The organism is Granulicatella balaenopterae (assembly GCF_900111135.1).
Lineage (GTDB): Bacteria > Bacillota > Bacilli > Lactobacillales > Aerococcaceae > Granulicatella > Granulicatella balaenopterae.
Genome location: NZ_FOGF01000009.1, coordinates 1 through 11,769 on the forward strand (window position 1 = coordinate 1; position 11,769 = coordinate 11,769).

10 protein-coding genes and 1 other annotated feature are annotated in these 11,769 nt (G+C 36.1%); of the genes, 6 read left to right on the forward strand and 4 right to left on the reverse strand.

The features are described from left to right. Positions 1-509 precede the first annotated feature (509 nt). From BMX09_RS03185 to tyrS, 3 genes are all read right to left on the reverse strand, one after another. Complete coding sequence (locus BMX09_RS03185; protein ID WP_218138912.1) at positions 510-1,463, reverse strand: DMT family transporter; 954 nt, start codon at positions 1,461-1,463, stop codon at positions 510-512. Between the two features lie 279 nt (positions 1,464-1,742). After that, positions 1,743-2,606 (reverse strand): DegV family protein, encoded by an 864-nt coding sequence (locus tag BMX09_RS03190; protein ID WP_089746262.1) that lies wholly within the window; start codon positions 2,604-2,606, stop codon positions 1,743-1,745. A 114-nt stretch (positions 2,607-2,720) separates the two neighbouring features. Next, complete coding sequence (gene tyrS, locus BMX09_RS03195) at positions 2,721-3,986, reverse strand: tyrosine--tRNA ligase (RefSeq protein WP_089746263.1); 1,266 nt, start codon at positions 3,984-3,986, stop codon at positions 2,721-2,723. Between the two features lie 88 nt (positions 3,987-4,074). Beyond that, positions 4,075-4,274 (reverse strand) — a binding site (T-box leader). Between the two features lie 360 nt (positions 4,275-4,634). Here tyrS and BMX09_RS03200 point away from each other — a divergent pair. The 3 genes from BMX09_RS03200 to BMX09_RS03210 all read left to right on the forward strand — a co-directional run bounded on the left by BMX09_RS03200 (position 4,635) and on the right by BMX09_RS03210 (position 7,953). After that, complete coding sequence (locus BMX09_RS03200; protein ID WP_089746264.1) at positions 4,635-5,972, forward strand: C40 family peptidase; 1,338 nt, start codon at positions 4,635-4,637, stop codon at positions 5,970-5,972. A 222-nt stretch (positions 5,973-6,194) separates the two neighbouring features. Continuing rightward, positions 6,195-7,403 carry an AAA family ATPase gene (locus BMX09_RS03205; RefSeq protein ID WP_089746265.1) on the forward strand — a complete coding sequence of 403 codons (1,209 nt, stop codon included), beginning with the start codon at positions 6,195-6,197 and terminating at the stop codon, positions 7,401-7,403. A gap of 19 nt (positions 7,404-7,422) precedes the next feature. Then, complete coding sequence (locus BMX09_RS03210) at positions 7,423-7,953, forward strand: hypothetical protein (RefSeq protein ID WP_177159513.1); 531 nt, start codon at positions 7,423-7,425, stop codon at positions 7,951-7,953. Between the two features lie 133 nt (positions 7,954-8,086). Here BMX09_RS03210 and adhP read toward each other — a convergent pair whose 3' ends face one another. Continuing rightward, positions 8,087-9,100 (reverse strand): alcohol dehydrogenase AdhP, encoded by a 1,014-nt coding sequence (adhP, locus tag BMX09_RS03215; RefSeq protein ID WP_089746266.1) that lies wholly within the window; start codon positions 9,098-9,100, stop codon positions 8,087-8,089. A 323-nt stretch (positions 9,101-9,423) separates the two neighbouring features. Between adhP and pcp the strand changes: the two genes are divergently transcribed. The 3 genes from pcp to alr all read left to right on the forward strand — a co-directional run bounded on the left by pcp (position 9,424) and on the right by alr (position 11,708). Further along, the gene (pcp, locus tag BMX09_RS03220) at positions 9,424-10,071 is read left to right on the forward strand and encodes a pyroglutamyl-peptidase I (protein ID WP_089746267.1); all 648 of its coding nucleotides are present in this window, start codon (positions 9,424-9,426) and stop codon (positions 10,069-10,071) included. A gap of 63 nt (positions 10,072-10,134) precedes the next feature. After that, positions 10,135-10,494 (forward strand): holo-ACP synthase, encoded by a 360-nt coding sequence (gene acpS / locus BMX09_RS03225; RefSeq protein WP_281242663.1) that lies wholly within the window; start codon positions 10,135-10,137, stop codon positions 10,492-10,494. Between the two features lie 32 nt (positions 10,495-10,526). After that, entirely contained in the window at positions 10,527-11,708 is a 1,182-nt protein-coding gene (gene alr / locus BMX09_RS03230; RefSeq protein WP_089746312.1) for an alanine racemase, read from the forward strand. Positions 11,709-11,769: the final 61 nt, after the last annotated feature.

Genomic DNA, 11,769 nt, shown 5'->3' on the forward strand with positions numbered 1-11,769 from the left:
TCATGTGGTGGAAGAAGTTGCCCAAGAAGAGGATGATGAATTGAAGGTTCCACTGATTAATTGGGTGTAGGGAATTGCTTGAATCGTTAGTTTTTGCAGTTTTGGGCAAAGCTTTTGCTTGAATCGCTAGTTTTTACAGTTTTAGGCAAGTTTTTTTCAGAATCGTTAGTTTTTGTAATTTTTGGCAAAGTTTTTGCTTGAATCGTTAATTTTTGCAGTTTTTGGCAAAGTTTTTGCTTGAATTGTTAGTTTTTACAGTTTTGGGCAAGTTTTTTTCAGAATCGTTAGTTTTTTGCAGTTTTGGGCAAGTTTTTGCTAGAATCGCTAGTTTTTACAGTTTTAGGCAAGTTTATGCTTGAATCGTTAGTTTTTGTAATTTTGGGCAAAGTATCTGTACGAATTATTGAGTTTTGCAGACTATTGCACTATTTCCGCACGAATCGATTATTTTTTGCATTTTTAGCCAAATAAAAAGCTCTCCCGACAGTTCATCGAGAAAGCTAGTGAATTTATTTATCAGTTGATATTGATTTTTTTGATGTGAATTTTTTTAGGAATGCGGGTACTTCATCGACTTGCATCACAACGACTGATACAACGACTAAGGCAGCACCTAAGATTTGTATGCCGGTAATGGTTTCTCCTAAAACGAAGAATGCTAAGATAGCTGCAAAGATTGGTTCAAAGGCTACTAAGATACTTGGTAATGTAGTACCGATAAATTCAGTTGATTTAATGTAGTATGAATTAGCGATATAAGTTGATAAGAAACCAATTGCTAATAAGTTTAAGATAACGTATGTTGGATCAGCTGCATGAATGATTGAGTAGTTCAAGTTCGGGATATCACTGAAAAATCCTAAGAAAATAGTCGCTGCCCAAAATCCATATAATAATAATGTATCATTTGAATATTTACCATTTGCAAAACGTGGAATAACTAATTGTGATGCGAAGGTAATCCCACTTAATAAACCTAGAATAACACCGAAAATATTTAAATTAGAATTTCCTGGTGCAAAAATATTAATAATTAGCATACAACCAAAGACACATGTTGAAATGGTAATGATTTTTTTCAAACCGACATAATCATTAAAGAATAATTTACCAAATAAGGTTACCCAAATTGGATTTGAAAACATTAAAACAGTTGCGACTGCGATAGGCAAACGTTCAACTGTTAAGCTAAAGAATGCAAAAGCAAAACCAAATCCGACAATTCCGTAAAAAGCACAGAATAATAATCCTTTCCAGTCTACTTTAAAAGCATTACGGTTTTTGATTCCTAAAGCAATCGTTGTAAAGATGGCTGCTTGTAAGCAACGTGTGAAAGCTACTTGAATCGATGATAAATGAGCACTATTTAAGTTTTGGCTGGTGATTCCCATGGTTGCCCAGAAGAATGTTGCGATTAGCACTAAACCAAGACCTTTCATAGTATTTTTGTTAGTATTTTGCATACTATCCACCTCTTTCTTAAGTTTTATTGTGGAGATTGTCAGTTTTTTTGAATGAATAAAATCTCCAACAGTATTTAGTAACTCTTTGGGGAAGGCGTTTAGCAGCGAGTCTGATAGGGCTCACAACCAAAAGTCTAGTACCGAGTAAAGCTTTATAATTCTAACAGTTTTAGAGGATTCTTTCAAGCATCTATTTGATAAATATAGTGATTTTTAGGGATATTAAATAGGATGTAGCCACAAAAAATACCAGCAAAACGAGTTCGCTGGTAGAAAGGATTATCGATAGTTTTCTAACTTGGGTGCCCATCCTAATCCTAGGGCTCCTTCACCTAAGTGTGTACCAATAACTGGTCCAAATTGCTCGATTTTAATCTCTAAAAGTGGGAATTCTTTTTGTAATGTTTCTTTCCATTTTAGGGCTTTTTCTGGGCAATTGGCATGAATGATTGAGGCTTCAAAGTTTTGGCCTTGGTCTGTTATAGTATCAGAAACAATGGTATCAATTCTTTTCATGGCTTTAGATTGTGTGCGTATTTTTTCATAGACAACGATTTCTTTATCGACAAAGGTTAAGACAGGTTTGATTTTTAGCATGGAACCAATCATAGCTGCCCCGGCTGATAATCGTCCGCCACGCTGTAAATTATTTAAGTCATCAACCACGAAATAATCATGGGTGTCATCTAATAATCGTTGACATAGTGGTAAGATTTCCTCAGGTGTGTAATCAAGGTCAGCTAGTTGTTTGGTTAGGCGTACGACTTGTGCTTGTGGTGCACAGCTGATTCCTGAGTCGATAGGGTAGATTGGGATAATATCTTTTAGTTCATCGGCAATCGTGCAAGCTGTTTGGTAAGAACCGCTAATCTTGCTTGATAAGTGAATGGAAATAATTGCGTCATAATCCTTCGCTAAATTTTCAAAAGTTTCTAAGACATAGCCAAAAGCAGGCTGTGAGCTTGTTGGGAAGATGTCTGAAGTTCTCATTTTATTGTAAAAATCTTGATATCCTAAGTCGATACATTCTAAGTAAGTCTCTTGTCCAAAAATGACAGACAATGGTAAGACATGAATATTTGAAGCTAGTACTTCTTCATTGGATAAGTAAGCTGTACTATCGGTTACAATAGCTATTTTCAACGTATTCAGCTCCTGTTCTATTTAATATAGTTTGACATGTGTTCTTCTTTGAGTGGATCAAATACATATGGAAATATTATAGCATATTATCCAATAAAAAAGTAATAGTCTTTTTTAAGCTAATTTTACTAAGAAATATTTTTTCTTACCACGACGGACAATTACAAAGCGTTCCTCGAATGAATTATCTGGTGTCCATACATATTCTAAGTCAGTAATTTTGTCGCCATTGACTGATATTGCGCCGTTTTTGATGTCTTCACGTGATTGGCGGCGGCTTGGTTCGATGCCTAAGTCGACTAACCATGTTGCTAGGTTTTGTTCTGCTTTAGCAGCTTTAAATGTTGGCATGTTTTTAAATCCTTGTTCAATTTCATCTGCTGATAAGCCTTTTACATCACCTGTGAATAGGGCTTGTGTAATTTTTAGGGCGTCATCTAATGCTTTTTGGCCGTGTACGAAACGTGTTACTTCTTCGGCTAAGCGTTTTTGGGCTGCACGTTTATGTGGTTCTTCGGCAACTTGTTTGGCTAGTTCTTCGATTTCTTCACGCTCTAGGAATGTGAAGTATTTGATGTATTTGATAACATCTTTATCGTCTTGGTTTACCCAGAATTGGTAGAACTCGTAAGGTGTTGTTTTTTCTGGATCTAACCATACCGCACCACCTGCTGATTTACCGAATTTTGTGCCGTCTGATTTTAGCATTAATGGAATGGTTAAGCCATATGCTTTTGCTTCTGTTCCAACTTGTTTACGGATTAATTCTAAACCTGACGTAATATTTCCCCATTGGTCAGCGCCGCCTATTTGTAATTGGACATCTTCGTTACGGAATAGGTGTAAGAAGTCCATTGATTGTAGGATTTGGTATGAGAATTCTGTAAAGCTGATTCCGACTTCTAGACGGCTTGCTACGATGTCTTTTGCTAACATTGTGTTGATGTTGAAGTTTTTACCGTAGTCACGTAAGAAGTCTAATAATGAGATATCTTTTGTCCAGTCGTAGTTGTTTACTAAACGAACGGCTGCAGTTGATTCGTCGTCTGTTAAGAATAAACGTTTCATTTGGGCTGTTAATTTTTCTACATTGTGTTGTACTTGTTCCATTGATTGTAAGACACGCTCAGATTGACGTCCGCTTGGGTCACCGATTGATCCTGTAGCTCCACCGATTAGGATAACTGGTTTGTGGCCAGCTAATTGGAAACGACGCATAATCATAAAGGGAATTAAGTGTCCGATATGCATACTATCACCAGTTGGGTCAACACCGCAGTATAATGAGATAGCTTTTTCTTCTGTTAATTTGCGCAAGCCTTCTTCATCAGTCATTTGGTTTACGGCTTCACGCCATTGTAAGTCATCAATAATATTCATTTGTTTATCTCCTTTGATTGTAGTTTTATTTTAAAATAGAAGGATTCAGTTTGCGTCATCGCAATAAAAAAGCCCTATGACACAATGCCATAGGGACGAAATTTCCGTGTTACCACCCAGTTTGGTATTCATGACAAATACCCACTCTTATTCTTTATCGCAGAAATACGCTGGTTATCCAGTAGCTCCAAAGTGTAATTCATAAGGGGGCGTGTCTATCTTTCAGCAACCGATAGCTCTCTTTATCACGAAAATCCCATTACTACTGCGCTTCTTCAAGGCTTTCTATTTGAATTAATGTACTATTAGTATAGGAAGAAATAGAGGGAAAGTCAACAGTAGAAGAACCCTTATTGAAATTTTTGTTTGGGGTATTGATTTATGGTAAAATGAATATTGTCTGCACAATGGGTAAAGATGAAGTTTTTGTTTTTGACTATAATATAGTGGGAATAAATCATTAAGATGGCGTCCAACGTTATATTGGTAACACTTTCCAACGTTATATTACAGTTCAGTTACAATAACGAGTCAATTTGGAAAAAGTCAACAAACTTTGGGCTAGCTGTGATAGTATAGAACCGTGGCAAAATAGAAATTAAAATAATATTAAATATATATAAACAACTAATTAATGGAGGTATTACAGTGAATAAGAAGTTTTTAACAGCAGTAACAGCAAGTACACTTGTTGCACTAGCAGCATTCACGCCAGCAATTAACGCTGAAGATTATGATCAACAAATTGATTCAGCTAACTCACAAATTGAAAATATTGCAAATAAAAAAGCATCTGTCTCAAGTGAAATTGATGCCTTAACTCAAAAAATTAATACAACAAAAGAACGTGTTATGGCAACATTACAACAACAACAAAATACATTAGAGTCTGTTAATCAATTACAATCAGAAATCTCTAAATTAGAAACAATTATTTCTGAGCGTCAAGAACGTTTAGAAGATCAAGCACGTGCAGTACAAGTGAATGGAGCACGTACGTATGTTGATTTCTTAGTAAATGCTGATTCATTTACTGATGTGATTAACCGTGTAGAAGTTGTTATGGATTTAGTTAATGCGAACCGTGATTTAATGAACCAACAAGCAGCTGATAAAGCAGCAGTTGAATCTAAAGAACAAGAACAACAAGCTAAATTATTAGAACAACAAAAAATGGCTTATGAATTAGAAACATTAAAAGAAGAATTAGATAATACAATGGCACAATATTCAGCAACTTTAGCTACTTTATCTGAAGAAGAACAACAAGCAATTGCTAATCGTGATGGTTTAGTTGCAGAAAAAGAAGCTTACGAAGCTCGCATTGCTGAAGAAAAACGTTTAGCAGAAGAAGCTCGTATTGCTGAAGAAAAACGTTTAGCAGAAGAAGCAGCGGCACAAAAAGCTGCCGAAGAAGAAGCACAAGCAAATCAAGCTGCAGAAGAAGCTCGTCAACAAGCTCAACAACCTGTTGCCAAAGAAACAACTTCTAATCAAGAAACAATTGTATCAACTAATACAAATAATACTCCTTCAGTTGACTTAAATAATACTGCTGATAAAGCATCAAGTGCTAATACATCAGTAAGCGAAGAAGCTCGTCAACAAGCTGAAGCATCTAAAAACTTAGCTCCATCAAATGCTGGTGGCGCAATTGCAATCGCACAACAATACATTGGTGTTCCTTATGTATGGGGCGGAACTACTCCATCAGGTTTTGACTGCTCTGGTTTAGTACAATATGTATACGCTCAAATGGGTATTAACTTACCTCGTGTAACATATAACCAAGAAAATGCAGGAACTCGTATTTCATTAAGTGAAGCACAACCAGGAGACTTATTATTCTGGGGAGCAGCTGGTGCAAGTTATCACGTAGCAATCTACGCTGGTAATGAAACATTTATCCACGCTCCAACATTTGGTCAAACAGTACAATTCAGTACATTCCAATACAACCGACCAAGCTTTGCAGTACGTCTATAATTTAGAACTGATACTCTCTAATCACTTTCGGGTGGTTGGGGAGTTTTTTTGTGGAAAGAGTATCGAGAGCAATCTCTTAATCTTTAGTTTCGTGTAGAAGTTGTATTGAAATAAGTCTACCCTAAGCCATCTGACGGGGTGGTAATTACAGATTCTTGTATTTATTTGATTTATATGATGGGGTATGATAGTATTTTAGGTAAATAAAAGGAGGAATTTCGTATGAAGTTATTACGAGTAACGGCACAAGGTTTACCGTTGTTTGATGATGCATTAGAAGTTGATTTTTTTGCAGAAGGACGTGTTTCTCAAGAAGATAATCATGAGATGGTGCATTTGTTTAAGAATGTGTATTTGAATAAAACAATTACTTTTACGGGTTTGAATGCTTCTGGTAAGACTCAAATTCTAAATGTTTTGTCATTTGTAATGTATTTGCTGCAAGCCAAATCAATCAATGTGTTACCTAAGATTAACTTTGGTGGGGATAACAATGTTTTGACCTTGCCATTAGGAGGAGAGGCTACTATTATTAGTTATTTGTTCAGTGAGGAAACTAATGAGATTCTAAAGTTAGTCACAACAATTGAACGGACTGCAGATAAAACATTGGATAGTAAGTTGAAATATGTCATTGTAGATGAAAAATTATTTACTAAGAGTGTTGGTAGTGTTAAGACTAAAAAGGATTTATTTAATTTTGAAGAAAAAGCACGTTTGAAAGCGGAACGTTGTGATGATATCTTTTTGAGTTTGAGTTGTGATGTTAGTTTGTTGAATACTTTCTATAAGCGTAAGGAATATAAGAATGTATTCTATAATGAAGTGTTAAGTTATACAGATTTTAATGTGTTATCGGGAATTGTAGATTTGCCGGAAGAATTAGTTCAATTTTTAGATCCGAGTATTGAGTATCTACATTTTGAAAAGAGTGGTACATCATTTAGACCGCTACTGAAATTTGTACATGATGATCAGGCTATTCGTTTAGATTCCTTATCAGATTTACAAAATATATTATCTTCTGGAACGATTAAAGGTTGCGGTATTTTTATGAATGCTTTATTAGTCTTGGAGCAAGGTGGCTATGTAATAATTGATGAATTAGAAAATCATTTCAATCGCGAAATTATTGCAACGCTCTTGAAATTCTTCTTGGATCGTCACGTTAATGTAAAAGGAGCGACTTTGATTTATTCAACGCATTATACGGAATTGTTAGATAATTTAGATCGTAATGATAGTATTTATATTGTGAGTAAGCATAAAGGTATTAAGATTGAAAAATTATCAAAGATATTAAAACGTAAAGATATGCGTAGAAGTGTGTATTTTATCAATGGTTTGTTAGATGATACTGCTCCATCTTATCAAATAGTTAACAGTTTGCAAGAGGTGTTTAAAGAACGTATAACTACAGTGGCAAGATGAGAGAGGTGGATTGAATAAAATGTATGCAATTATTTGCGAGGGTGCAGCAGAAGAAGCGATTTTGGATGTATTACTTGATAATAAATTGTTGAAATTGAGTAAAAAAGATTTATTAGAAAATAAAGTGCATAGGACAAGAAGTGCAAAGAATTTTTTTGATAAGCATATGAGATTATCATTTTCAGAAAAAGTATACATTTATAGAATTCTAGATTCAAAAAGGGAAAGTTTTACAATTCCCAAAAAAATAGAACGAGAATACCGAGGGAAATTTGAAGTGAAAAATGTTATCACTGCACCGGAAATCGAGATATTAGTTATAATATCAGAAGGTCAGTATAGTAAATATCAGAAATCGAAGTTGAAACCATCAGAATATTGTAAACAAATTCTGAAAATACAAAAGATAAAAGAATACAAATATGTGTATGAGTATTTTTCTGATATTTCAAGATTGTTAGATGCAATAACTAAATATAGGGAGCTAGTAAAAAAAGATAGCGAATATCAAATGTTATATGATTTATTAGATAATAAGTTTAAAAACTAACTAATCTTGGTTTTACAATAAATGATGTTGTTGAAGAAATTCTTCAATAGCATCATTTATTTTTTCTATACAAAAAAGCGCAAGAGCTGTATAACTCCTGCGCTTTTAGATATATAAATATATGAGAGGTTGATTATGCGTTTGTTAAGTCGATAACCATACGTCCTTTAATTTTTCCTTCTTCCATTTCTGTGAAGATGTCGTTGATGTCTTCCATTGGACGTAATTGGCAACGTGGTACAACTTTTCCGTCAGCACCGAATTGGAATGCTTCTGCTAAGTCTTCACGAGTACCTACTAATGAACCAACAACTTTGATTCCGTCTAATACTAAACGAGGAATGCTTAAGTCCATTGTATCAACTGGTAAACCTACAGCTACTACTGTTCCTCCTGCACGGATTGCGTTAACTGCATCATTGAAAGCTGCTTTACTTACAGCTGTTACTACTGCTGCGTGAGCTCCGCCACAGTTTTCTTGTACGAATTTACCTAAGTCTTCTTTTAATGGGTTAACAACAATGTCAGCACCTAATTCACGAGCGAATTCTAATTGACGTTCATTGATATCTACTGCGATTACTTTAGCGCCAAATGCATTTTTAGCGTATTGTAATGCTAAGTTACCTAATCCACCTAAACCAGAGATTACAATCCATTGTCCTGGACGTACACCTGATTCTTTGATTGCTTTATAAGTTGTCACACCAGCACATGTAATACTACTTGCTGCTTCTGATGATAATCCGTCTGGAACTTTAACAGCATAATCAGCAGTTACGATACATTGTTGTGCCATACCGCCATCTACAGTGTAACCAGCGTTTTTAACTGTACGACATAATGTTTCGCGTCCTGATACGCAATATTCACAGTGTCCACATCCTTCAAAGAACCATGCAACACTTGCGCGGTCTCCAACTTTTAATGAAGTTACGCCTTCAGCTACTTCACGTACAATACCGATACCTTCATGACCTAAAATACGACCTGTTTGATCGCCGTAGTCAGCGTTCTTAACGTGTAAGTCAGTATGACAAACCCCACAGCACACCATGTCTAATAATGCTTCACCAGTTTGTAATGGGCGTAATTCCTTTTCGACTACTTCTGCTTTATGATCTTTTGTTGCAACGATTGCTTTCATTGTTGAAAACCTCCTAAATTTTTTTAATTTATTTGTTTACGTCTTGATTATACATAGTCTTTGTGTAATAGTAAACAATTTTTAAACAAAAAAAGAAAAAAATCGTAATGAAAAGAGAAATTCCTATGAAAAAGTTGGAAAAACGACATAATTACGATTTACAAGGCAAATAACTGCTTGATAAATTGTTCACATCTAACTGGATAGCGTTATCATTGTTTTTAGAATAGAGTTAAGTTTTTTTAAAATTTTGCTGTGAAATAGTATTATTCTTAGAAAACTGTTAGAATCATTTTATAAAGTGAAGGGAATGGGGTGAGTGCGTGAAAATAATGGTGACGGCTTTTGATGCTTTTGGTGGTGAAAGTGTGAATCCAGCCTTAGAAGTTGTGAATTTATTACCAAATGAATTACTAGCGCATCGAATAGTGAAAGTGGTATTGCCAACTGTTTTTCAGAAATCAAGAACGGTATTAATGGAAGCGGTTCGTCGTGAAAATCCGGATGTTCTATTGTCGGTAGGGCAAGCTGGTGGGGTATCGGCGATTCGTGTGGAGCGTGTAGCAATTAATATAGATGATGCCAGAATGCCTGATAACGAGGGGCAAGAACCGATTGATTGTGTGATTGAGGAGAATGGCGCACCAGCTTATTTTAGTAATTTGCCGATTAAGCGAATGGTGAGTGACTTAGAGGCTAGGGGGATTCCAGCTCAAGTATCGAATTCGGCAGGGACTTTTGTGTGTAATCATGTGATGTATCAGGGATTATTTTTAGCGGATCAGGAGTTTCCAGAAATGTTGGCTGGTTTTGTACATCTGCCGTATTTACCAAAGCAAGTGGTGAGTCGTCCAACTCTTCCTTCGATGTCAAAAGAGTTGATGGTTGAGGCTTTAATGCAGCTATTAGTAACCATTATAGAAAATACTGGTCAAAAAGATGTGATATTATCGGGTGGTTCGCTTTTTTGATATAGAAATTTTTGGGATTTTTGGTACAATTTAGATGAGAGAAATTTTAAAGGGGTGGAAAATGTGTCGATTAGTGGAATTGGAATGGATGCGATTGAATTAAGTCGTGTGCGTGAAGTCTGGGAGCGTAATGGTCGTTTTTGTGAGCGGATTTTGACTGCTAATGAGTTAGAGATTTTCCATTCATTAAAAGGTGTTCGTCAGCTTGAATTTTTGGCGGGGCGTTTTGCGGCAAAAGAGGCGTATTCAAAGGCTTTTGGTACGGGGATTGGTGCTCGTTTATCTTTTTTGGATATTGAGGTATTGTGGGATGAACTGGGTAAGCCGATTGTAACAAAGGGACCTTTTAGGGGGCAGGTGCATCTGTCTTTATCGCATACGAAAGAGACGGCTTTTGCTTATATTATTTTTGAGGATGAATAATAGATAAAAATTAGAGAAAGAATGTGAAATTTATGAAACCTGCAGTACATAGAAATACAAAAATTACAGTAAATACAAAAGCGATTGAGCAAAATGTCTTAAATCGTGTGGCGTTATTAGAACCAAATCAAGAATTATTTGCGGTTGTTAAGGCGAATGGTTATGGTCATGGTGCAGTGGAGACGGCTTTAGCAGCTAAGGCTGGCGGGGCAACGGGTTTTTGTGTGGCTGTTTTGGATGAGGCGTTAGAATTGCGTGAGGCTGGTATTAGCGACCCGATTTTAGTATTGGGAATTTCTCGTAGTGAGGATGCGGTTATTTTTGCTGAGCAACAGATTTCGGCGACGATTAGTTCTGTTGATTGGTTATTAGAAGCAAGTAAGGTGATGATGGATTCTGGTAAGACCTTACCACCACTTCATGTGCATCTTGCTTTGGATACTGGTATGGGGCGTATTGGTGTTCGTAATAAGCGTGGCATTAGTTTAGTTGAGAAGTTTATTACTAGTCATCATGAGTATTTTGCGTTAGAGGGTGTCTTTACACATTTTGCGAAGGCAGATGATGAAGATACAGCACATGTAGAAGCTCAATTAGCGAAGTTTGAGGAATTGGTGGATAGTTTTAATGAGTTACCAAAATATGTTCACTGTTCGAATTCAGCTTGGGCTTTATGGCACCGTCCAGAATTATCATCAATTGTACGTTATGGCGTAGCGATGTATGGTATTAATCCATCAAATGGTGAGTTACCTTTACCGGTTGCGTTAGAACCAGCTCTATCTTTAACAACGGAAATGGTCTATGTGAAACAATTACATAAAGGCGATACAATTAGTTATGGGGCAACTTATGTCTGTCAAGAGTCTGAATGGATTGCGACATTACCGATTGGCTATGCGGATGGATGGTTGCGCTCGTACAATACATTAGAAGTCTTAGTGGATGGCAAGCGTTGTCCAGTGGCGGGTCGTATTTGTATGGATCAAATGATGATTCGTTTGCCAGAATATTATCCAGCAGGGACAAAGGTGACCTTAATTGGTAAGAGTGGCGAGGATCTGATTACAGCTGAGGAGGTTTCACATCATGGTGGTACAATTGGCTATGAAGTGGTCTGTTTATTGAGTGATCGTATTCCACGTGAATATGTTGCAGAATTTGCCACAGAAACACTGGATGATTTGGAAGAAGAGATTGAGATTGCGGGATAAAATAGTTATGAATAAGGATATAAGCTAATCGGTTTATTTGTATCAGGCAAAAATAAGGTAT

Excerpts from the sequence above, each read along its gene's own strand:
- BMX09_RS03185 (WP_218138912.1), bottom strand. The coding sequence starts at position 1,463 with ATGCAAAATACTAACAAAAATACTATGAAAGGTCTTGGTTTAGTGCTA.
- tyrS (WP_089746263.1), bottom strand. The coding sequence starts at position 3,986 with ATGAATATTATTGATGACTTACAATGGCGTGAAGCCGTAAACCAAATG.
- BMX09_RS03205 (WP_089746265.1), top strand. The coding sequence starts at position 6,195 with ATGAAGTTATTACGAGTAACGGCACAAGGTTTACCGTTGTTTGATGAT.
- BMX09_RS03210 (WP_177159513.1), top strand. The coding sequence starts at position 7,423 with ATGTATGCAATTATTTGCGAGGGTGCAGCAGAAGAAGCGATTTTGGAT.
- adhP (WP_089746266.1), bottom strand. The coding sequence starts at position 9,100 with ATGAAAGCAATCGTTGCAACAAAAGATCATAAAGCAGAAGTAGTCGAA.
- alr (WP_089746312.1), top strand. The coding sequence starts at position 10,527 with ATGAAACCTGCAGTACATAGAAATACAAAAATTACAGTAAATACAAAA.